Origin of the sequence: Streptomyces sp. NBC_00669 (genome assembly GCF_036226785.1) — a bacterium.
In the GTDB taxonomy this organism is placed as follows: Bacteria; Actinomycetota; Actinomycetes; order Streptomycetales; family Streptomycetaceae; genus Actinacidiphila.
In genome coordinates this window covers 7,823,361-7,844,801 of the sequence record NZ_CP109018.1, presented here as the reverse complement: position 1 = coordinate 7,844,801, position 21,441 = coordinate 7,823,361, and the positions used below count along the sequence as shown (strand labels likewise).

Here is a 21,441-nt window from a genome sequence, read left to right as displayed (position 1 = left end):
GGAACACAAGTACAGCCCCATACCCTACGGCGTGCGACAGGCCCCGTACGAGATACGCACGGGGCCTGTGTGGATGCTGTGGTGGATACGCCCGGTCACCTCACACCGGTCGCATCCGTCCGGGTCACATCCCGGCGATCAGCTTCTCCACCCGGTCGTCCACCGACCGGAAGGGGTCCTTGCACAGCACGGTGCGCTGCGCCTGGTCGTTCAGCTTCAGGTGCACCCAGTCGACGGTGAAGTCGCGGCGCTGCTCCTGGGCGCGCCGGATGAAGTCACCGCGCAGCCGGGCCCGGGTGGTCTGCGGCGGCACCGACTTGGCCTCGAAGATCTTCAGGTCGCTGCAGATCCGCTTGGCCTGGCCCTTCCGCTCCAGCAGGTAGTACAACCCGCGGCGGCGGTGGATGTCGTGGTAGGCGAGGTCTATCTGCGCGACCCGCGGGTGGGACATGGTGATGTTGTCGCGGTTCCGGTAGCGCTCGATGAGCTGGTACTTCATCACCCAGTCGATCTCGGTGCCGATCTTCGACAGGTCGCCGCTGCCGATCGACTCCAGGGCGCGGCCCCACAGCTCCAGGACCTGGTCGATGACACCGCTGCGGATGCCGCGGCGCTCGCAGAACTCGACGGCCTTGGAGTAGTACTCCTGCTGGATGTCGAGCGCGGACGCCTCCCGGCCGGAGGCGAGCCGGACCTTGCGGCGGCCGGTGATGTCGTGGCTGACCTCGCGGATGGCCCGGATCGGGTTCTCCAGCGTCAGATCGCGCATCACGGTGCCGGCCTCGATCATCCGCAGCACCAGGTCGGTGGCGCCGACCTTGAGCAGCATCGTGGTCTCCGACATGTTGGAGTCCCCGACGATGACGTGCAGCCGGCGGTACCGCTCGGCGTCGGCGTGCGGCTCGTCACGGGTGTTGATGATCGGACGGGACCGGGTGGTCGCCGAGCTGACGCCCTCCCAGATGTGCTCGGCGCGCTGGCTCACGCAGAAGACCGCGCCGCGCGGGGTCTGCAGCACCTTGCCCGCGCCGCACAGCAACTGACGGGTGACGAGGAACGGAATGAGGATGTCCGCCAGCCGGGAGAATTCGCCGTGCCGGGCGACCAGGTAATTCTCGTGGCAACCGTAGGAGTTGCCGGCCGAGTCGGTGTTGTTCTTGAACAGGTAGACATCACCCGCGATGCCCTCCTCGTGCAGGCGCCGCTCGGCGTCCACCAGAAGGCCCTCAAGGATGCGTTCACCGGCTTTGTCGTGCGTGACGAGTTCGGTGACGTTGTCACACTCGGGAGTGGCGTACTCCGGGTGCGAGCCGACGTCGAGATAGAGGCGGGCCCCATTGCGGAGGAAAACATTGCTGCTGCGGCCCCATGACACGACACGGCGGAAGAGGTACCGCGCCACCTCGTCAGGGGACAGACGCCGCTGTCCCCTGAACGTGCATGTGACGCCGTACTCGTTCTCCAGCCCGAAAATGCGGCGGTCCATGTCTGAACATTACGCCTGATGCGACGTGCTGAAACGGGGATCGGGGCCACGGTTTGGATCTTTTTCCGCAACACCCCGATCGGTTTCGACCTCCCGCACCGTCAGGATTCGCCCGGTCGACAGCAGTACGCCCAGCGCCACGGCACCGCACACCGCGCAAACACCGAATCCCGCGGAGGTTCCGACGTGTTGCGCGACCACCCCGGCGACCGCCGTGCCGAGCGCCGCGCCGACCCCCATCGCGGTCACCACCCAGGAGAACGCCTCCGTCACCGTGCCCGGCGGGGCGTGGCGGTCGACCACCAGGAAGCCGCACGCGAGGGTGGGCGCCAGGAAGAGCCCGGCCAGCGCGGCGAGCGGCAGCATCCAGCCCAGCGCGGGGACCAGCAGCAGCGGCGGGTAGCAGGCCGCCAGGCCCACCGCGAGCAGCCGCAGCCGCCGCTCGGGGGCGCCGGCGAACGACCGCCCGCCGTAGACGAGCCCGCCGACCAGCGCGCCGGCCCCGTTGGCGGCCAGCAGGTACGCCGCGGCGGAACCGCCGCCGTGATCGTCCCCGTAGGCGACCGCGGCCAGCGAGAAGGCGCCCAGGGCGATGCCGACGAAGAAGCAGGACCCCAGCAGCGCCAGCAGCCCGGGTGAGCGCAGCGCGCCCAGCCAGTGCGGCTCGCGGGCCTTGGCGCGCCACTGCCGGGACGGCCCCGAGGTGACGACGATCAGGGTGCCCGCCACGCCGAGCAGCCCGGCGAGCACCAGCGCGGCGGCCTGCGAGGCGACCGCGACCGCCGCGGTGACCAGCAGCGGGCCGAGCGTGAACAGCACCTCCTGGGCCGCCGCGTCCAGGGCGTAGGCCCGCTGCACCTGCTCCTCGCGGTCCAGCACCATCGGCCACAGCGCCCGCAGGCCGCCTTCCAGCGGCGGCGTGGCGACCCCGGCGAGCAGCACCGCGGCGATCGCCACCGGCAGCGGGCGCGGTCCGTTGACGGCCAGCAGCGCGAAGCCGGCCGCGGCCAGCAGCGCTGCCGACGCCATCACCCGCGGCTGCCCCCTGCGGTCCACCGCCCGTCCGAGCAGCGGCTGCCCGAGGGCCACCGCGAGCCCGTAGAGCGCGGACAGGGTGCCGGCCAGGCCGTAGCCCGCGCCGTGCGCGCGCAGGAACAGCACGATCGCCAGCGCGGACATCCCGTTGGGCAGCCGTCCCAGCAGGGTCCCGCCGAGCAGCCGTACCGCGTGCCGGGCCCGCAGCAGGTCGGCGTAACCGCTCGCCATTGCCCCTCCCCCAGTCAAGTGTTACGTATAACGTCAGCGTCATACGTACCATGACGGCAGCTCACGGGTCCAGGCCGTGGGACCGGTTCCGGAAGGTGGCGGGCGGTGTGGCCGGAAGCGATCGACCCACCTCACGGGATGTGGCGCGGGTGGCCGGCGTGTCGCAGGCGACGGTGTCGCTGGTGCTCGGCGGGAAGTGGCGCGGGCGGGTCTCGGAGCGCACCGCGCTGGCGGTGCGCGCGGCGGCCGGCGAGCTGGACTACCGGCCGAACCTGGCCGCGCGCAGCCTGCGGCTCGGCCGGACCAGGACCGCGCTGCTGGTGGTGCCCGCGCTCACCCACGAGTACTTCGCCCGGGTCTACGCGGGCGCGGCGCGGGTGGCCGACGCGCACGGCTTCGGGGTGGTGCTCTACCCGTCACCCGAGGGGGTCGGCCCGGCCCGCGACCCGTTCGGCTCCGCGCGCGCCGCGATCGACGGGGTGATCGCCTCCTCCATGGCGGCGGACGCGCTCGCCGGGATCGCCGACGGCGGGCTGCCGCTGGTGATGCTGGACAGCGGGCCCGGTACGGAGGGGGGCCCGCCGACCGTGGATCTCGCCGTCGCGGACGGCATCCGCCAGGTGGTACGGCACCTGGTCGGCCTCGGCCACCGCCGGATCACCCATCTCGCCGCCGACGTGGACACCTGGACGTTCCGGGTCCGCGCGCAGACGGTCCGCGAGGAGCTGGGCGGGGTGGACGGCGCGCACCTGGCGACCGAGCGGTGCGGGCTGGATGTCCGCTCCGCGCGTGAGGCCGCGGTGCGCGCGCTCACGGCTTCCGGCGAGCGCCCCACCGCTCTCCTGTGCGACGGCGACGTTCTCGCCGCGGGCGCCTGCAAGGCCGCCCGCGGGCTCGGGTTGAGGGTGCCGGACGACGTGTCCGTTTCCGGCTTCGACGATCTGGAGCTGGCGACCGCGCTCGACCCGGAGCTCACCTCCGTCCGGCTTCCCGCGGAGGATGTGGGCGCGCGTGGAATGTCGGCGTTGCTGGCGGCGCTCGACGGGGTGCCCGTCGCCCCGGTCGAGCTCCCGGTCCAGCTTGTGGTCCGCGGTTCCACGGGGCTCCCGCCGGCGCCGTAGGGCTCCGCCGCCGGACCCGAGCACAGCACCGTCGTGGCGGGTCGCGCACCTCCCCGCGCCCCCTGGAGTGGCCTCTCCTCCCGGAGAAGCCGCGCGAATTCAGGGGCGCGGGGAACGCCCTACTCCTCGTCGTCGGAGGGCTCGTCCGTTTTCGTGGTGGACGCGCTTTCGGTGTCGAGCAGGCGGGACAGTTGGCGGCCCAGAATCCGCTTGAACTTCCGCTGCTGCGGCCGGGTCCGGTCCAGCACCGCGACTTCGAGCTGCTCGGCGGTGAGCTGCCGGTCGCTGCCGCCGTTGGAGTCCCGCCCGAGCGACTCGACGGCCAGCGCCAGCGCCTCCGCGAGGGTCATCCCGTCACGGTGCCGCTGGTCGAGGTAGCTGCCGATCTGGTCGGAGTTCCCGCCGACGGCGACCGCGCCGTGCTCGTCGACGATGGAACCGTCGTGCGGCAGGCGGTAGATCTGGTCGTCCTCGGGAGCGGCACCCACCTCCGCGACGATCAGCTCCACTTCGTACGGCTTCTCGCCGACGCTGGAGAAGATGGTGCCGAGGGTCTGCGCGTACACGTTGGCGAGGCCGCGGGCGGTGACGTCGTTCCGGTCGTAGGTGTAGCCGCGCAGGTCGGCGTAGCGGACGCCGCCGATCCGGAGGTTCTCGAACTCGTTGTACTTGCCGACGGCGGCGAAGGCGATCCGGTCGTAGATCTCGCTGACCTTGTGCAGCGCCCGGGACGGGTTCTCGGCGACGAAGACGATGCCGTCGGTGTACTGGAGGACCACGACACTGCGGCCGCGCGCGATGCCCTTGCGGGCGTACTCCGCGCGGTCCGCCATTGCCTGCTGGGGCGAAACGTAAAACGGCGTGGACACCGGCTCAACCGTGCCTTTCTGCTGTCGTCGGCGCTGCGTGGTGGGTCAAGGGGCGCGGGGGGCGCGGCGGGTGAACGGGCGTCACAGCACCTCGGCCTGCGGGCCGTCGGGGTGTTCGAGCCGGCCGTCGAGCACCGAGCGGGCGATCGCGGCGACGTCGGACTCGTCGAGCCGGCGGAAGCCGTCCTCGGTGATGACGGTGACGATCGGGTAGATCCGCCTGGTCAGGTCGGGGCCGCCGGTGGCCGAGTCGTCGTCGGCCGCGTCGTACAGCGCCTGGATGACGGCGGTGACGGTCTGCTGCTCGGTCAGGTCCTTGCGGTAGAGCTTCTTCAGGGCGCCGCGGGCGAAGACCGAACCGGAGCCGGTGGAGGCGAAGTTCGCCTCCTCGCTCCGGCCGCCGGTGACGTCGTAGGAGAAGATCCGGCCCTTGGCGCGGTCCGTGTCGTAGCCGGCGAAGAGCGGGACCACGGCGAGGCCCTGCAGGGCCATCGCGAGGTTGCCGCGGATCATGGTGGACAGGCGGTTGGCCTTGCCCTCCAGGGAGAGGGTGGCGCCCTCGATCTTCTCGTAGTGCTCCAGCTCCAGCTGGAAGAGCTTGACCATCTCGACCGCGAGGCCGGCGGTGCCGGCGATGCCGACCGCGGAGAACTCGTCGGCCGGGAAGACCTTCTCGATGTCCCGCTGGGCGATGACGTTGCCCATGGTGGCGCGCCGGTCACCGGCGAGCACGACGCCGGAGTCGAAGACGGCGGCCACGATGGTGGTGCCGTGCGGCAGTTCGACCGCTCCCTTGACCGCCGGCAGCGCGCGGTTCCCCGGCAGCAGCTCGGGCGAGTGCTCGCCCAGGAAGTCGAGGAACGACGACGAGCCGGGCGTCAGGAAGGCAGCCGGCAGATGCCCGGGCTTACGAGTGTTGGCTTCCACGCGATTCCTTCCACACGATCATGGTGTTTGCTACGGACCCTACCCATGGGCCCGGCGTCCATCCGCCCCGCGGTCCGGGGGACGCGGGGCGGACGGACGGCGAGCGGCTACTCGCCGCCCTTCTGGACGAAGGAGCGCACGAAGTCCTCGGCGTTCTCCTCCAGGACGTCGTCGATCTCGTCGAGAACCGAGTCCACGTCGTCCGAAAGCTTCTCCTGGCGTTCCTTGAGGTCGTCGGCGGCCTTGGCGTCCTCCTGGACCTCCTCGACCTCGTCCGTGGAACGCGTAGCCCGCTGCTGTCCGCCGTCGGTGTCCTTGGTAGCCATGTCCCTCACCCCGCTCGGTTGCGTGCGTACAAGATCAGACCCTACAAGGAGGGTCCGACTGCGGCCCTCGAATACGACAACGTCCGAGTGCTACGGACTTGATTCCCGGTTCTGGACCGTTTCAGCCGCGGATCATCCCCCGGACAGGATGCGGACCAGTTCCTCGGCCGTACGACAGCGGTCGAGCAGCTCTTTCACGTGGTTGCGGGTGCCCCGCAGCGGTTCGAGGGTGGGGACGCGCTGCAAGGAGTCATGGCCCGGCAGGTCGAAGATCACCGAGTCCCAGGACGCGGCGGCCACGTCGTCGGCGTACTGCTCCAGGCAGCGGCCTCGGAAGTAGGCCCTGGTGTCCTCCGGCGGCCGCTGTACGGCCCGCAGGACCTCCTCCTCGGTCAGCAGCCTCTTGATCCGTCCGCGGGCCGCCAGGCGGTTGTACAGGCCCTTGTCGGGACGCACGTCGGCGTACTGGAGGTCGACCAGGTGCAGGCGGGCGGCGTCCCAGTCCAGGTTGTCGCGGCGCCGGTAGCCCTCCAGCAGCTCCAGCTTGGCCACCCAGTCCAGCTCGCCGGCCAGGCTCATCGGGTCGCTCTCCAGCCGGCCCAGGACGTCCTCCCAGCGGGCGAGCACGTCCCTGGTCTGCTCGTCGGCGTCGCTGCCGTAGCGCTCCTCGACGTACTTGCGGGCGAGGTCGAAGTACTCCATCTGAAGTTGTACAGCGGTCAACTTCCGGCCGTTGCGGAGCGTGACAAGCCGTTGCAGCCCGGGGTCGTGGGAGACCTCGTGCAGGGTCCGCACCGGCTGGTCCACCGCGAGGTCCACCTTGATGAACCCCTCCTCGATCATGGACAGCACCAGCGAGGTGGTGCCCAGCTTGAGGTAGGTGGAGATCTCCGACAGGTTGGCGTCGCCGATGATGACATGCAGCCGGCGGTACTTCTCCGCGTCGGAGTGCGGCTCGTCGCGGGTGTTGATGATGGGGCGCTTGAGGGTGGTCTCCAGGCCGACCTCGACCTCGAAGTAGTCCGCGCGCTGGCTGAGCTGGAACCCGTCGTCGTGGCCGTCCTGGCCGATGCCGACCCGGCCCGCGCCGGTGACCACCTGCCGGGAGACGAAGAACGGCGTCAGGTGCCGGACGATGTCCGAGAACGGGGTCTCCCGGCGCATCAGGTAGTTCTCGTGGGTGCCGTAGGAGGCGCCCTTGTTGTCGGTGTTGTTCTTGTAGAGCAGGATCTGCTGGGCACCGGGCAGCTGCGCGGCGCGCACCGCCGCCTCGGCCATGATCCGCTCGCCGGCCTTGTCCCACAGCACCGCGTCGCGCGGATTGGTGATCTCCGGCGAGGAGTACTCCGGATGGGCGTGGTCGACGTAGAGCCGGGCGCCGTTGGTGAGGATCACGTTGGCGAGGCCGATGTCCTCGTCGGTGAGCTGGGTGGAGTCAGCCGCCTCCCGGGCGAGGTCGAAGCCGCGGGCGTCCCGCAGCGGGTTCTCCTCCTCGAAGTCCCAGCGGGCGCGCCGCGCCCGGTGCATCGCCGCCGCGTAGGCGTTGACGATCTGGGACGAGGTGAGCATGGCATTGGCGTTGGGGTGGCCGGGGACGGAGATGCCGTACTCCGTCTCGATGCCCATTACTCGCCGTACGGTCATGCGGCCCTCCTTGCCCTGCTCCGGCCCATCCGAGCCGAAAACACACCGGCTGCGGGTACCCGCTGGTCGGGACCCGCAGCCGGAGGGTAGTGCTTACAGATACTGTCCGGTGTTCGCCACGGTGTCGATGGAGCGTCCGGTGTCCGCCCCCTGCTTTCCGGTCACCAGGGTGCGGATGAAGACGATCCGCTCGCCCTTCTTACCGGAGATCCGCGCCCAGTCGTCGGGGTTGGTGGTGTTCGGCAGGTCCTCGTTCTCCTTGAACTCGTCGACACAGGCGGCGAGCAGGTGGTTGACGCGGAGCCCGCGCTGGTCGTGGTCGAGGAAGTCCTTGATGGCCATCTTCTTCGCCCGGTCCACGATGTTCTGGATCATCGCCCCGGAGTTGAAGTCCTTGAAGTACAGGACCTCCTTGTCACCGTTGGCATAGGTGACCTCCAGGAAGCGGTTCTCCTCGGTCTCGGAGTACATCCGCTCGACCACCGACTGGATCATGGCGTCCACGGTGCCGGCCGGGGACTGGCCGTGCTCGGCCAGGTCGTCGGAGTGCAGCGGGAGGGTGTCGAGGAGGTACTTGGTGAAGATGTCCTTGGCCGCCTCGGCGTCCGGACGCTCGATCTTGATCTTCACATCCAGGCGGCCGGGCCGCAGGATGGCGGGGTCGATCATGTCCTCGCGGTTGGAGGCGCCGATCACGATGACGTTCTCCAGACCCTCGACGCCGTCGATCTCGGCGAGGAGCTGGGGGACGATGGTGTTCTCCACGTCGGAGCTGACACCGGAGCCGCGGGTGCGGAAGAGGGACTCCATCTCGTCGAAGAAGACGATGACGGGGGTGCCCTCGGACGCCTTCTCCCGGGCCCGCTGGAAGACCAGGCGGATCTGCCGCTCGGTCTCGCCCACGTACTTGTTGAGCAGCTCGGGACCCTTGATGTTCAGGAAGTAGCTCTTGCCCTGCGGCTGGCCGGTGACCTCGGCGACCTTCTTGGCCAGCGAGTTGGCGACCGCCTTGGCGATGAGCGTCTTGCCGCAGCCGGGCGGGCCGTACAGCAGCACACCCTTGGGCGGCCGCAGTTCGTACTCCTTGAAGAGGTCGGCGTGCAGGTAGGGCAGTTCGACCGCGTCGCGGATCTGCTCGATCTGGTTGCCGAGGCCGCCGATCTGCCGGTAGTCGATGTCGGGGACCTCTTCGAGGACCAGCTCCTCGACCTCGCTCTTGGGCACGCGTTCGTAGACGTATCCCGAGCGGGGTTCGAGCAGCAGCGCGTCGCCGGTGCGCAGGGTGCCGTCGAGCAGCGGCTCGGCGAGCCGGACCACACGCTCCTCGTCGGTGTGCCCGATCACCAGGGCGCGCTCGCCGTCCTCAAGGATCTCCTTGAGCGTGACGATGTCGCCGACCAGCTCGAACTCCATCGCCTCGACCACGTTCAGCGCCTCGTTGAGCATCAGCTCCTGGCCGCGCTTGACGTCGTCGAGTTCGACGGACGGGCTGACGTTGACCCGCAGTTTGCGGCCGCCGGTGAAGATGTCGGCGGTGCCGTCCTCGTTGGCCTGGAGGAACACTCCGAAGCCGGCCGGCGGCTGCGCGAGCCGGTCGACCTCCTCCTTGAGGGCCACGATCTGGTCGCGGGCCTCGCGGAGCGTGTTCGCAAGCCGTTCGTTCTGTGCGGAGACGCCGGCCAGGTTGGTCTGCAGCTCGACGATCCTCTCCTCGAGAATCCTCGTGTGCCGCGGAGAGTCGGCGAGCTTGCGTCGCAGGACGGCGATCTCCTGCTCAAGAAAGGCGACCTGGCTCATGGGGTCTTCCGAACCACGAGCGGGTCGGCCGCCACGGTTGAATTCGTCGTCGTGGGCCGCCACGGTCCTCACCTCCTCCAAGGGGAGCTGGACGTTCCCAGACCCTACCTGGGCTGGTAGGGGTTGAAACCCCTAGATCACAAAGACGATCGCGGTGTGTCCGATCTTCACCCTTGCGTACGTCCCTTCGCCACTGAGATACCCGCCGATCTCCATCCGAAAGCCGCCGGTTGTATCGTCGTTTCGGTCAACAGCCGCCGAGGGCTGTTGCTTCCCCGATGATTCCCGAACGACGAACGGCAGGGATGGGTTCCGTGAGCGACAGCCAGGGCCAGGGCACAGCCGAGGCGCTTGAGGTCTGGATCGACCAGGACCTGTGTACGGGCGACGGGATCTGCGTCCAGTACGCGCCCGAGGTTTTCGAGTTGGACATCGACGGCCTGGCGTACGTCAAGGGCTCGGACGACGAGCTGCTCCAGTCCCCTGGTGCCACCGTACCCGTACCGCTGCCGCTGCTGACGGATGTCGTGGACTCGGCCAAGGAGTGCCCGGGCGAGTGCATCCACGTGCGGCGGGCCGCCGACCAGGTCGAGGTGTACGGCCCGGCGGCGGACTGAGCGGGGGGCCGGCCCCGGGCGGGGCCGGCCGGTGGGCCAGGGCGCCGTCAGATGGCGTTGGAGGCCGGGCCGGGCAGCGCCACGTAGCGGCCGTCGCGCCACTCCCAGGTGTAGGTGCGCTTCAGGTCGGGGCAGCAGCGCGGGGTGTCGTCGCTGGAGAAGCCGAGCACGGTGGCCTTGACGCTGTCGCCGTCGAGCCGGAAGTCGGAGATCTGCCGGTCGTCCTTGGGGTTGACCAGCGTGACCGCGATCTTGGGGGCGCCGCCCGGGTGGGCGGGCGCGGACAGGACGTACACGCCGCTGGGCGGGGTGCCGGTGTCGGAGTGGCAGCGGACCACCACGGCGGTCTCGGGGCGCCCGTCGCCGTCGAAGTCGGCGCTGACCTGCGAGATCACCTCGGCCTTGGCGCCGGGGGCGCAGGTCAGCGGGTAGGTCGCGGCGTGCGGGTCGGGGGCGGGCACCGGCGGCCCGGACGGCGCCGGCGGTCTGGCGTCGGCCTTGGGGCTGGCGTCGGCGGGCTGCACCACGGCCACGGCCGCGACCAGGGCGCCCAGGGCCGCGGCGGTGGTGATCCAGTGCACGGCGCGGCTGTGCGTGTGCGGGAGGGCCGGACCTGCGGAGGGCTGCACTCGCCTGACTCCTGGGGGGTTCTGGTCTGCGGGGGTGGCCAGCATGGTGCCACACGTCACATCGGCGCGGAACGGCGGGGTGCCGGGGTGGTCCGGTGGGGATGCCGGTGGGGGTTCCGATGAGGGCGAGCCGGAGCGGCCGGAAACGTCGCGCGCCGCCGCCGGTGTCCGGAAGGACAAACCAGCGGCGGCGCGGTGAAGTTGGCCGAAAACGGGTCTCAGCTCTCTGCTTCGGCTGTCCCGTTCCCGCTGCCGCTGCCGCTGCCCGGCCCGGTGTAGTCCTCGCCGTAGGCACCCTTGGCAGGGCGGCGGCGGCGCAGCGGCGGCTCGACGCCGTCGGCAAGGCGGCGGGCGGTGAGCAGGAAGCCGGTGTGGCCGATCATCCGGTGGTCCGGGCGCACCGCGAGTCCCTCGACGTGCCAGGTGCGCACCATCGACTCCCAGGCGGCCGGCTCGTTGAACGTGCCGTGCTCGCGGATCGCCTCCACGGTGCGGGCGAGCTGGGTGGTGGTGGCCACGTAGGCGCACAGGATGCCGCCGGGCACCAGCGCCTTGGCGACGGGCTCCAGGCACTCCCAGGGCGCGAGCATGTCGAGGATGACCCGGTCGACGTCGGTGTCGGAGAGGTGGTCCTGGAGGTCGCCGACGGTGAGCTGCCAGGCCGGGTGCGGCCCGCCGAAGTAGCGCTCGACGTTCTGGGTGGCGATCTCGGCGAAGTCCGCCCGGCGCTCGTAGCTGTGCAGCATGCCGTGGTCCCCGATGGCGCGGAGCAGGAAGCTGCTCAGCGAGCCGGAGCCGACGCCTGCCTCGACCACCCGGGCCCCGGGGAAGATGTCGGCCATCGCCAGGATCTGCCCCGCGTCCTTGGGGTAGACCACGGCGGCGCCGCGGGGCATGGACAGGACGTAGTCGGGGAGCAGGGGGCGCAGCGCGAGGTAGGCGACGTTTCCCGTGGTCCGCACCACACTGCCCTCGGGGGCACCGATCAGCTCGTCGTGCGGGAAAGCGCCCTTGTGGGTGTGGAACTGCTTTCCGGCTTCGAGCGTGAACGTGTAGTGGCGTCCCTTGGGGTCGGTGAGCTGGACCTGGTCCCCGACTCTGAAAGGCCCGCGCCTGCGGGCTGCACCAGTCGGTTCGGACATAGGACCACCCTAGTCGCTGGCCGGGGCCGCTCCGGACGGGCCCGGGGCCCGCCGGCGAACCGGGCGACCGATCAGGCCGCGCGGGTCGAGCAGCACGGGTCGAGCAGCGCGGGTCGAGCCCGGCGGCTCAGGCCGCCCGGGACATGGCGGCCACGAAGGCGCGTTCCACGTCGGCGGTGGACAGCACGCCGTAGATCTCTCCGGTGGGCTCGACCACGAGGTACTCGGTGGAGGGGGTGGCCCGCAGGGTGTCGAGGAGTTCCTCGCCGGTGAGGTCGGCGGAGACCCGCATCCCGGGCCGCAGGTCGTTGGACAGGCCGCTGACCGCGACCCAGGGGCGCCGGTGCTCGGGCACCGAGATGATCGCCGACTCCCGGACGAGCGCGGTCGGGTCGCCCTTGCCGTCCACCACGACCAGGGCGCGGGCGCCAGCTTCGTTGGCGCGGCGCAGCGCCTCGGACAGCGGGGTGTCGGAGGAGACCGGGACGGCCCGCCGGGTGAGCGTGCGGGCCCGCAGGTCCGGCAGGCGCTCGCGCAGCCGGGCCATCCGCAGCCCGTTGCCGGCGCCGGTCCACATGATCGCGGCGAGGATCGCGGCGAGCAGCGCGTCGGTGAGGGAGTCCGCGCCGCTCTCGCCGTTGCCCCGGGCGTAGGAGAGCATCGGCAGCCCGATCAGGACGGCCAGGGCCAGCACCCGGCCGGCCCAGGCGGCGGCGACGGTGCCCTTCATCGGGTTGCCGCTGAACTTCCAGACCACGGCCCGCAGCATGCGGCCGCCGTCCAGCGGCAGCCCGGGCAGGAAGTTGAAGATCGCCACGATCAGGTTGCTGATCATCAGCCCGGCGAGCAGCACCCCGGGCACGGTGCCGCGCTCGACGAGCTGCATCCCGCCGAAGAAGACGCCGGCGAGCACCAGCGACAGCAGCGGCCCGACGAAGGCGAGCATGAACTCGCGGCCAGGGGTGTCGGAGTCCTTCTCGATCTCGGAGACGCCGCCGAAGAACTGGAGCTGGATGCGGCGCACCGGCAGGTCGAAGCGGATCGCGGCCACGGTGTGGGCCAGTTCGTGCACCAGCACCGAGGCGTAGAAGGCGACCGCGAAGAAGAGCGACACGAGGTAGCGGACCCGGCCGAGTTCGGGCAGCACGGTGTCGAGCTGCCCGCCGAAGACCCAGGTGATCAGGGCGGCGACCAGGAACCAGCTCGGGGCGACGTAGATCGGGACGCCGAGGAACCGGCCCATCAGGATGCCGCCGCCGGGCTCCCTCGGCTGCTTGTCGGTGCCGTCGTCGCCACCTCGGCCCGGGGTGCGGGTGTTCTGGGACGGCGGACGGCCGCTCTCGCTCACTGGTTCCCCTTCTGAAAACAGACCCCCGTGCCGATCATGCGGCACGAGGGGCATCGCCCCCATGGTATTGCCCAGCCGATCGGCGCACACCGGCGCGTGTCCGTGTCGGTGCCAGGCCGTAAGGTCGTCTGCCATGGGGACCCCCGCCGACAGCACCCGAACTCCCGACAGCGCGTCACCCGGCCCCGTCCCGCCCGAGGGCGCGCCGCCCGAACCCGCGCCCGGGCTGGTCCCGGCCGGGCGGACCTCCCCGGAGGCCGGGCCGAGCGGGCCGGAGAGCGGGCCGGTGCCCCCGGAGGGCGGGCCGGTGCCGCCGGAGAGCGGGCCCCGCGGGGGCCTGCCGCCGCGCCCGCCGGTGTCGCTCTCGCCGTCGCGGGCCGCGGACTTCATGCGCTGCCCGCTGCTGTACCGGCTGCGGGTGATCGACCGGCTGCCGGAGAAGCCGAGCGAGGCGGCGACCCGCGGCACCGTCGTCCACGCGGTGCTGGAGCGGCTGTTCGACGCCCCGGCGGTGGAGCGCACACCCGAGCGGGCCCGGGCGATGGTGCCCGGCGAGTGGCAGCGGCTGCTGGCGGCCCGTCCCGAGCTGGCCGGGCTGTTCAGCGCGGCCGAGGGCGCGCTCGACGCGGCGGCGCTGTCGGCCTGGCTGGAGAGTGCCGAGCGGCTGGTGGAGCGCTGGTTCACCCTGGAGGACCCGACCCGCCTGGAGCCCGCCGAGCGCGAGCTGTACGTGGAGACGGTGCTGGAGTCCGGCCTGACCCTGCGCGGCTACGTCGACCGGCTGGACGTGGCACCGGCCACCGGGGACCTGCGGGTGGTGGACTACAAGACCGGCAAGGCCCCCCGCCCCGAGTACGCCGACGAGCCGCTCTTCCAGATGCGCTTCTACGCCCTGGTGCTGTGGCGGCTGCGCGGGGTGGTGCCGCGCCGGCTCCAGCTGGTCTACCTCGGCAGCGGCGACGTACGGACCTACGACCCGTCGGAGGCCGACCTGCTGCGCACCGAGCGGCGGTTGCTGTCGCTGTGGGAGGCGATCCAGGAGGCGACGGCCAGCGGTGACTGGCGACCGCGGCGGACCCCGCTGTGCGGCTGGTGCGACCACCAGGCGCTGTGCCCGGAGTTCGGCGGGACTCCCCCGCCGTACCCGCTGGCGCGCATCGCCGGGACCGGGCCCGCCGTGGGCGAGAATGGTCCGGTCTAGCGAAGGAGTACTCGTGGCGATCCGCGTCCTGTTGGTGGACGACCAGCCCCTGTTGCGCACCGGCTTCCGGATGATCCTGGAGGCCGAGCCGGACCTGGCCGTGGTCGGTGAGGCCGGTGACGGCCAGCAGGCGCTGGACCAGGTGCGGGCGTTGCAGCCCGACGTGGTGCTGATGGACATCCGCATGCCCCGGATGGACGGCGTCGAGGCGACCCGCCAGATCACCGGCCCGGACCGGTCGGGCCCGGCAAAGGTGCTGGTGCTGACCACCTTCGACCTGGACGAGTACGTGGTGGAGGCGCTGCGCGCCGGGGCCAGCGGCTTCCTGCTCAAGGACGCGCCGGCCGCTGAACTGGTGCAGGCGATCCGGGTGGTGGCCGCCGGCGAGGCGATGCTCGCGCCGAGCATCACCCGGCGGCTGCTGGACAAGTACGCCGGCCGGCTGCCGTCGGGCGAGGAGTCGGTGCCGCAGCCGCTGCACGCGCTGACCGAGCGCGAGGTCGAGGTGCTCAAGCTGGTCGCCCGCGGCCTGTCGAACGCGGAGATCGCCGCGGAGCTGTTCGTCAGCGAGACCACGGTCAAGACCCACGTCGGCCATGTGCTCACCAAGCTGGGCCTGCGCGACCGGGTGCAGGCGGCGGTGTACGCGTACGAGAGCGGCCTGGTGCGCCCCGGCGCGAGCTGAGGCCCCGCCCGGCGCGCCGGGGTCCCCGTACACCCGGGGGGCAGCCACCCGCACACGCGAACGCCCCCGCGCGGCCCTTCCGGGCTCGTCGCGGGGGCGTTCGCCGTGGGGCGGGTGCGCGGTCAGCCGGAGGCGCCGCGGCCCAGCTCCCAGAACTGCGTGGTGGTCGAGGCGTTGAGCGCCCACTCCGCGCCGGTGATGTCGTTGCGGGCGGCGATGTACTGGTTCGCCTGCCACAGCGGGAGCATCGGCACCTGCTCCGCGACCAGCTTCTGCGCCGCGCCGAACGCGTCGGTGGTGGCGCTGCGCTGGGCCTGGCTGCGGGTCTCCGGCAGGATCGTGTTCCGGATCTCCGTCAGGTTGTACGGCAGCGGGATGAACGTCTCCTTGTCGAAGAACGGGGCGATGTAGTTGTCCGGGTCCGGGAAGTCCGGCAGCCAGCTCAGCGCGAAGACCTGGTACTTGCCCTCGCCGGCGGCCTTCAGGAAGGCGTTCCACTGCTCGGCCTCGACGTGGACGTCGAAGAGCCCGGACGCGTCGAGCTGCTTCGCGATCGCCTCGGCCTCGGCCTTGTTCATGGTGCCGCCGTTGTCGCGGCGGAAGTTGATGGTCAGCGGCACCTTGCTGGTGATGCCGGCGTCCCTGAGCGTCTTCTGCGCGTTCTTGACGCTGGGCTCGCCGTAGGTGTCGTAGAACGAGTTGACGTGCGTGGTGATGCCCTGCGGGACCACCGAGTACAGCGGCACCGCGGTGCGCTGGTAGACGTCGCGGGTGATCGCCTGCCGGTCGATGAGCTGGGCCATCGCCTGGCGGACCGCGACCTTCTTCAGCGACGGCGCGTCGGTGTTGAGGAAGAGGTAGCGGGCCTCGCCGCCGGAGGACTGGGTGAGCTTGAAGTCCGGGTCCGGGTTGCTCTGCAGAGCCTGGATCTGGTCCGGCGACAGCTGCCGGCTCATCACGTCCAGCTGGCCGGACTTGATCGCGTCCTCCATCTTGTTGGAGTCCGCGAACATCTTGAGGGTGACGGCGCTGTTGTGCATCTTCAGCGTGCCGTCGTAATGCGAGTTCTTGGAGAACACCGCCTGCTTGCCCGCGGTCCAGGAGTCCAGCTTGTACGGGCCGGAGCCGACCAGCCGCCAGCCGGTGTACGGCTTCTTCGCCGGGTAGACCGTGCTGTCGACGATCGCGGCGGCCGGGGTGGCGAGCTTCGCCGGGAACGTCGCGTCGGGATGCTTGAGGTGGAAGACCACCGTCTGCGGGTCGGGCGCGTCCACGCTCTTGACGTCGGATATGAGCGACGACGGGCCGTCGGACCAGTGGATCTTCTGCATACGGTCGACGGAGAACTTCACGTCGGTGGAGGTGAGGGAACGGCCGGTGGAGAACTTCTCGCCGTCCCGCATCGTGCACTGGTACGTCAGACCCGAAGTGCCCGCGTAGTGGCACTCCTTGGCGGCGTCGGGGGTCGGCGTGGTGCTGCCGCGCTGGTAGGTCAGCAGCATCTGGAAGGTGTTGTAGAACACGTTCCAGGTCGCGCTGTCGTACGACGTCGCCGGGTCGAGCGGCGCCGGGTTGTCCTTGGTCAGCTCGATGCTGTCGGTGGTACCGACGACGATGGGTTTGCCACTGCCGCCGCTGCCGCCGGAACTGCCGCACCCGGTGATCGCGGGTGCCAACGCGCCGAGCAGGGCCGGCAGCACCAGAAGCTTGCGGTTCATCGTTGGTCGTTCTCCTCTTGCGCATGTGCCGGGGGCTCGTGACGCGCCCATAAGGCCCAACAAGGCCGCCCGCGCACCCGGATCGCAGGTGTACGGGCTGGAGGCAGCGCGGGGCACGCTGGGGCGACGATACCGAGGTTGCCGGTGATCAGCACCAACGGGTGGCCAAAGTTGGCGGTCCCGACGAGCGGAACCGCCCCGGCGGCACACTCAGTGAAGGGACGTGCGCAAGGAGCGCAGAAAAGGGACGGTGAGGTCCTCCAGCGACCGGACCACGGTCCGTCCCGGCGCGGGCGGGATCGGCACCACCGACGGCACCGCGACCACCCGGCAGCCGGCCGCCTCCGCGGACGCGACACCGGTGAGGGTGTCCTCGACGACCACGCAGTGCGCGGGGTCGGTACCGAGCCGGGCGGCGGCGGCCAGATACGGGTCCGGGTGCGGCTTGGTGCGGCCGATCTCGTCGCCGGCCAGGGTGAAGGCGAAGTGCTCGGGGCCGAGCGAGCGCAGCATGACGTCGATGGTGCGGCGGTGCGAGGCCGACACCAGCGCGGTGGGCACGGCGTGCGCGACCAGGTCGGTCAGCAGCCGGCGGGCACCGGGCATCAGCGGCGCGCCCTGGGCGACCAGGTGCTCGAAGCGGCTGTTGATGGCGGTCATCAGCTCGGCCGCCGGAGCGGTGGCGCCGGTGACGTCGATCAGGTGGCCCACGCTGCGGGCCATCGGGCCCCCGACCACCACCGCGCGGTGCGCCTCGTCCAGCACGTGGCCGAGGTCCGCGAAGACCGCGGACTCCGCCGCCCACCACAGGCCCTCGGTGTCCACCAGGGTGCCGTCCAGGTCCAGGAGCACGGCCCAGGGCCCGCCGGGCCCCTTCGCCGCACGGGTGTCGGCGACCGGAATGCTGCTCGTCATAGGCCCCACTCCTCGGTTCTGGGGGACACAGAGGCCGGTCGCCGCACCCCGCTGAACAGCGCGGGGAGGCGACCGGCCTCTGCCGGACCCACCAGTGTACGTCGGGCCGTTGCGGACCGCGCAACGACAGGCGAACCGCTGGTCAGCGGGCGTTGAAGTACTTCGCCTCGGGGTGGTGGATGATGATCGCGTCGGTGGACTGCTCGGGGTGGAGCTGGAACTCCTCGGAGAGCTTGACGCCGATCCGCTCCGGCTCCAGCAGGTCGGCGATCTTCGCCCGGTCCTCCAGGTCGGGGCAGGCGCCGTAGCCCAGCGAGAAGCGGGCGCCGCGGTACTTCAGGTCGAACATGTCGGTGACGGCGGAGGGGTCCTCGCCGGCGTAGCCGAGTTCGGCCCTGACCCGGGCGTGCCAGTACTCGGCGAGCGCCTCGGCGAGCTGCACGGACAGGCCGTGCAGCTCCAGGTAGTCGCGGTAGGAGTCGGCGGCGAACAGCTCGTTGGCGGCCTCGGAGACGCGGTTGCCGACGGTGACCACCTGGAAGCCGACCACGTCGGTCTCGCCGGAGTCCTCGGGGCGGAAGAAGTCGGCCAGGCACAGCCGCCGGCCGCGCCGCTGGCGCGGGAAGGTGAAGCGGGTGCGCTCGGTGCCGTCCTCGTGCAGCACGATCAGGTCGTCGCCCTTGGAGACGCACGGGAAGTAGCCGTAGGTGACGGCTGCCTCCAGCAGGTGCTCGGACTGGAGTTTGGTGAGCAGGCCGCGCAGCCGGGGGCGGCCCTCGGACTCGACCAGTTCCTCGTAGCTCGGGCCGTCCGCGCGGGACTGCTTCAGGCCCCACTGGCCCTTGAAGAGGGCGCCCTCGTCCAGCCAGGAGGAGTAGTCGGCGAGTTGGATGCCCTTGACCACCCGGCTGCCCCAGAACGGCGGGGCCGGCACCGGGTTGTCGACGGCGACGTCGGAGCGGACCTGGCCCAGGTTGGGCTCTTCCGGCTGCTCGGGCTGCTCCCGCTTGGGCACCCGGCGGGCCTTCAGCTCCGGCAGCGCCGCGCCGGGCACCCCGCGCTTGACGCCGATCAGCGCGTCCATCAGCCGCAGCCCCTCGAAGGCGTCGCGGGCGTAGCGGACCTCGCCGGCGTAGATCTCGTGCAGGTCCTGCTCGACGTAGGCGCGGGTGAGGGCGGCGCCGCCGAGGATCACCGGGTACTTCGCCGACAGGCCGCGCTGGTTGAGCTCCTCCAGGTTCTCCTTCATGATCACGGTGGACTTCACCAGCAGCCCGGACATCCCGATCACGTCGGCGCGGTTCTCCTGGGCCGCCTCCAGGATCGAGGAGACCGGCTGCTTGATGCCCAGGTTGACCACGTTGTAGCCGTTGTTGGACAGGATGATGTCGACCAGGTTCTTGCCGATGTCGTGCACGTCGCCGCGGACGGTGGCCAGCACGATCGTGCCCTTGCCGGCCTCCTCGCCGTCGGCCACCTTCTCCATGTGCGGTTCCAGGTAGGCGACCGCGGTCTTCATCACCTCGGCGGACTGGAGCACGAACGGCAGCTGCATCTGGCCGGAGCCGAACAGCTCGCCGACCACCTTCATGCCGGCCAGCAGCGTGTCGTTGACGATGTCCAGGGCGGAGCGCTCGGCCAGTGCCTCGTCCAGGTCCGCGGACAGGCCGTTCTTCTCGCCGTCGATGATCCGGCGCTGGAGCCGCTCGTCCAGCGGCAGCGCCATCAGCTCCTCGGCGCGGCCGGCCTTCAGCGACTTGGAGTCGACGCCCTCGAAGAGCTCCATCAGCTTCTGCAGCGGGTCGTACCCCTCGGCGCGCTTGTCGTAGACCAGGTCGTACGCGGCCTGGCGCTGCTCCTCGGGGATGCGGGCGATCGGCAGGATCTTGGCGGCGTGCACGATCGCGGAGTCGAGCCCGGCCTTGACGCACTCGTCGAGGAAGACCGAGTTCAGCGCGGTGCGGGCGGCCGGGTTGAGGCCGAAGGAGATGTTGGACAGGCCGAGCGTGGTCTGCACGTCGGGGTGGCGGCGCTTGAGTTCGCGGATCGCCTCGATGGTGGCGATGCCGTCCTTGCGGGACTCCTCCTGGCCGGTGCAGATGGTGAAGGTCAGGCAGTCGATGAGGATGTCGGACTCGCGGATGCCCCAGTTGCCGGTGAGGTCGTCGATCAGCCGCTCGGCGATCGCGACCTTCTTCTCGACGGTACGCGCCTGCCCCTCCTCGTCGATGGTCAGCGCGATCAGGGCGGCGCCGTGCTCGGCGGCGAGCGCGGTGACGCGGGCGAAGCGGGACTCGGGGCCGTCGCCGTCCTCGTAGTTGACCGAGTTGAGCACCGCGCGGCCGCCGAGCTTCTCCAGCCCGGCCCGCAGCACGTCCACCTCGGTGGAGTCCAGCACGATCGGCAGGGTGGAGGCGGTGGCGAACCGGCCGGCGATCTCGGCCATGTCGGCGACGCCGTCCCGGCCGACGTAGTCCACGCACAGGTCGAGCAGGTGGGCGCCCTCGCGGATCTGGTCGCGGGCCATCTCCACGCAGTCCTCCCAGCGGCCCTCCAGCATCGCCTCGCGGAACTTCTTGGAGCCGTTGGCGTTGGTCCGCTCGCCGATCGCCAGGTACGAGGTGTCCTGGCGGAACGGCACGGTCTGGTAGAGGGAGGCGGCGCCCGGCTCGGGACGCGGGTCGCGCGGCGCGATGTCGTGGCCGCCGATCCGGTCCACCAGCTGGCGCAGGTGCTCGGGGGTGGTGCCGCAGCAGCCGCCGACCAGGGACAGGCCGTACTCGCGGGCGAACGTCTCGTGCGCGTCGGCGAGTTCGGACGGGGACAGCGGGTAGTGCGCGCCGTCCTTGGTCAGCACCGGCAGGCCCGCGTTGGGCATGCAGGTCAGCGGGATGCGGGAGTGGCGGGCGAGGTAGCGCAGGTGCTCGCTCATCTCGGCCGGGCCGGTGGAGCAGTTCAGGCCGATCAGGTCGATGCCGAGCGGTTCGAGCGCGGTCAGGGCGGCGCCGATCTCGGAGCCGAGCAGCATGGTGCCGGTGGTCTCGACGGCCACCGAGCAGATCAGCGGGACGTTGGCGCCGGCGGCGGCCATCGCGCGGCGCGAGCCGACCAGCGCGGCCTTGACCTGGAGCAGGTCCTGCATGGTCTCCACGACCAGCGCGTCGGCGCCGCCGGCGATCAGGCCGGCCGCGTTGGCCTGGTAGCCGTCGCGCAGGGTGGCGTAGTCGGTGTGGCCGAGGGTGGGCAGCTTGGTGCCGGGGCCGATCGAGCCGAGCACGAAGCGGCGGCGGCCGTCGGCGGCGAAGCCGTCGGCGACCTCGCGGGCCAGCCGGGCGCCGGCCTCGGACAGTTCCTCGATCCGCTCGGGGATGTCGTACTCGGTCATCGCCGAGTGGTTGGCGCCGAAGGTGTTGGTCTCGACGCAGTCGACCCCGGCCTCGAAGTACGCCTCGTGGACGGAGCGGACGATGTCCGGGCGGGTGACGTTGAGGATCTCGTTGCAGCCTTCGAGCTGCTGGAAGTCGTCCAGCGTCGGGTCCTGCGCCTGGAGCATCGTGCCCATCGCGCCGTCGGCGACGACGATGCGGGAGGCCAGCGCCTCACGGAAGGCGGTGACCCGGGCCGCGTCGTACGCGGACGAGGCGTGGCTGGACGAGGGGGACGGCAAAGCCATGGACTGCTCCCTGGAGTGCGACGGCTGTCGGCTATGCGCTGGCCGCGCGGGTCGGCCGGGAAAGGCCGCGCCCGCAC

The 21,441-nt window shown here is 71.0% G+C and carries 17 protein-coding genes; 4 read left to right on the top strand and 13 right to left on the bottom strand.

Annotated elements, in window-relative coordinates; genetic code table 11:
• Positions 1 to 124: 124 nt before the first annotated feature.
• On the bottom strand, positions 125 to 1,486 hold the full coding sequence (gene pafA / locus OG896_RS33145; protein WP_328461949.1) for a Pup--protein ligase: 1,362 nt from the start codon (positions 1,484 to 1,486) through the stop codon (positions 125 to 127).
• A 9-nt stretch (positions 1,487 to 1,495) separates the two neighbouring features.
• Entirely contained in the window at positions 1,496 to 2,752 is a 1,257-nt protein-coding gene (locus tag OG896_RS33140) for an MFS transporter (RefSeq protein WP_329371276.1), read from the bottom strand.
• Positions 2,753 to 2,859: 107 nt separating this feature from the next.
• Here OG896_RS33140 and OG896_RS33135 point away from each other — a divergent pair, with 107 nt between their 5' ends.
• Positions 2,860 to 3,873, top strand: coding sequence for a LacI family DNA-binding transcriptional regulator (locus tag OG896_RS33135; RefSeq protein WP_329371274.1), 1,014 nt, complete (start codon positions 2,860 to 2,862; stop codon positions 3,871 to 3,873).
• A 119-nt stretch (positions 3,874 to 3,992) separates the two neighbouring features.
• Here the strand turns inward: OG896_RS33135 and prcA are convergent, their stop codons facing one another.
• The 5 genes from prcA to arc form a co-directional block, all read right to left on the bottom strand.
• Positions 3,993 to 4,742, bottom strand: a complete 750-nt coding sequence (prcA, locus tag OG896_RS33130) for a proteasome subunit alpha (protein WP_329371272.1) — start codon at positions 4,740 to 4,742, stop codon at positions 3,993 to 3,995.
• Positions 4,743 to 4,823: 81 nt separating this feature from the next.
• Positions 4,824 to 5,669 (bottom strand): proteasome subunit beta, encoded by an 846-nt coding sequence (gene prcB / locus OG896_RS33125; RefSeq protein WP_329371270.1) that lies wholly within the window; start codon positions 5,667 to 5,669, stop codon positions 4,824 to 4,826.
• A 107-nt stretch (positions 5,670 to 5,776) separates the two neighbouring features.
• Positions 5,777 to 5,995, bottom strand: a complete 219-nt coding sequence (locus OG896_RS33120) for a ubiquitin-like protein Pup (RefSeq protein ID WP_328461957.1) — start codon at positions 5,993 to 5,995, stop codon at positions 5,777 to 5,779.
• A gap of 132 nt (positions 5,996 to 6,127) precedes the next feature.
• Entirely contained in the window at positions 6,128 to 7,639 is a 1,512-nt protein-coding gene (gene dop / locus OG896_RS33115) for a depupylase/deamidase Dop (protein ID WP_328461958.1), read from the bottom strand.
• Positions 7,640 to 7,732: 93 nt separating this feature from the next.
• The gene (arc, locus tag OG896_RS33110) at positions 7,733 to 9,499 is read right to left on the bottom strand and encodes a proteasome ATPase (protein WP_328461959.1); all 1,767 of its coding nucleotides are present in this window, start codon (positions 9,497 to 9,499) and stop codon (positions 7,733 to 7,735) included.
• A gap of 251 nt (positions 9,500 to 9,750) precedes the next feature.
• Between arc and OG896_RS33105 the strand changes: the two genes are divergently transcribed.
• Positions 9,751 to 10,053: a ferredoxin gene (locus OG896_RS33105; RefSeq protein WP_328461960.1), complete on the top strand. Its 303-nt coding sequence runs from the start codon at positions 9,751 to 9,753 to the stop codon at positions 10,051 to 10,053.
• A gap of 47 nt (positions 10,054 to 10,100) precedes the next feature.
• Here the strand turns inward: OG896_RS33105 and OG896_RS33100 are convergent, their stop codons facing one another.
• The 3 genes from OG896_RS33100 to OG896_RS33090 all read right to left on the bottom strand — a co-directional run bounded on the left by OG896_RS33100 (position 10,101) and on the right by OG896_RS33090 (position 13,172).
• Positions 10,101 to 10,682 carry a hypothetical protein gene (locus OG896_RS33100; protein WP_329371266.1) on the bottom strand — a complete coding sequence of 194 codons (582 nt, stop codon included), beginning with the start codon at positions 10,680 to 10,682 and terminating at the stop codon, positions 10,101 to 10,103.
• Positions 10,683 to 10,900: 218 nt separating this feature from the next.
• Positions 10,901 to 11,824, bottom strand: a complete 924-nt coding sequence (locus OG896_RS33095; RefSeq protein ID WP_329371264.1) for a tRNA (adenine-N1)-methyltransferase — start codon at positions 11,822 to 11,824, stop codon at positions 10,901 to 10,903.
• A 127-nt stretch (positions 11,825 to 11,951) separates the two neighbouring features.
• The gene (locus tag OG896_RS33090) at positions 11,952 to 13,172 is read right to left on the bottom strand and encodes a site-2 protease family protein (protein ID WP_329371263.1); all 1,221 of its coding nucleotides are present in this window, start codon (positions 13,170 to 13,172) and stop codon (positions 11,952 to 11,954) included.
• A gap of 133 nt (positions 13,173 to 13,305) precedes the next feature.
• Here OG896_RS33090 and OG896_RS33085 point away from each other — a divergent pair, with 133 nt between their 5' ends.
• Together OG896_RS33085 and OG896_RS33080 are read left to right on the top strand one after the other, a co-directional pair.
• Positions 13,306 to 14,373: a RecB family exonuclease gene (locus tag OG896_RS33085; RefSeq protein WP_329371262.1), complete on the top strand. Its 1,068-nt coding sequence runs from the start codon at positions 13,306 to 13,308 to the stop codon at positions 14,371 to 14,373.
• A 13-nt stretch (positions 14,374 to 14,386) separates the two neighbouring features.
• The gene (locus OG896_RS33080) at positions 14,387 to 15,058 is read left to right on the top strand and encodes a response regulator transcription factor (RefSeq protein ID WP_328461965.1); all 672 of its coding nucleotides are present in this window, start codon (positions 14,387 to 14,389) and stop codon (positions 15,056 to 15,058) included.
• 122 nt (positions 15,059 to 15,180) lie between these two features.
• On the opposite strand, the gene OG896_RS33075 is transcribed toward OG896_RS33080, so the two are convergent.
• The 3 genes from OG896_RS33075 to metH form a co-directional block, all read right to left on the bottom strand.
• Positions 15,181 to 16,776 carry an ABC transporter substrate-binding protein gene (locus OG896_RS33075; protein ID WP_329371259.1) on the bottom strand — a complete coding sequence of 532 codons (1,596 nt, stop codon included), beginning with the start codon at positions 16,774 to 16,776 and terminating at the stop codon, positions 15,181 to 15,183.
• 210 nt (positions 16,777 to 16,986) lie between these two features.
• Complete coding sequence (locus OG896_RS33070) at positions 16,987 to 17,691, bottom strand: HAD family hydrolase (RefSeq protein WP_329371258.1); 705 nt, start codon at positions 17,689 to 17,691, stop codon at positions 16,987 to 16,989.
• Positions 17,692 to 17,833: 142 nt separating this feature from the next.
• Positions 17,834 to 21,364 carry a methionine synthase gene (gene metH, locus OG896_RS33065; protein WP_329371256.1) on the bottom strand — a complete coding sequence of 1,177 codons (3,531 nt, stop codon included), beginning with the start codon at positions 21,362 to 21,364 and terminating at the stop codon, positions 17,834 to 17,836.
• Between the last annotated feature and the right edge of the window lie 77 nt (positions 21,365 to 21,441).

Bases quoted from the DNA above. Each gene is read 5' to 3' on its own strand.
- pafA (WP_328461949.1), bottom strand. From the start codon at position 1,486: ATGGACCGCCGCATTTTCGGGCTGGAGAACGAGTACGGCGTCACATGC.
- OG896_RS33140 (WP_329371276.1), bottom strand. From the start codon at position 2,752: ATGGCGAGCGGTTACGCCGACCTGCTGCGGGCCCGGCACGCGGTACGG.
- OG896_RS33120 (WP_328461957.1), bottom strand. From the start codon at position 5,995: ATGGCTACCAAGGACACCGACGGCGGACAGCAGCGGGCTACGCGTTCC.
- dop (WP_328461958.1), bottom strand. From the start codon at position 7,639: ATGACCGTACGGCGAGTAATGGGCATCGAGACGGAGTACGGCATCTCC.
- OG896_RS33095 (WP_329371264.1), bottom strand. From the start codon at position 11,824: ATGTCCGAACCGACTGGTGCAGCCCGCAGGCGCGGGCCTTTCAGAGTC.
- OG896_RS33085 (WP_329371262.1), top strand. From the start codon at position 13,306: ATGGGGACCCCCGCCGACAGCACCCGAACTCCCGACAGCGCGTCACCC.
- OG896_RS33075 (WP_329371259.1), bottom strand. From the start codon at position 16,776: ATGAACCGCAAGCTTCTGGTGCTGCCGGCCCTGCTCGGCGCGTTGGCA.
- OG896_RS33070 (WP_329371258.1), bottom strand. From the start codon at position 17,691: ATGACGAGCAGCATTCCGGTCGCCGACACCCGTGCGGCGAAGGGGCCC.
- metH (WP_329371256.1), bottom strand. From the start codon at position 21,364: ATGGCTTTGCCGTCCCCCTCGTCCAGCCACGCCTCGTCCGCGTACGAC.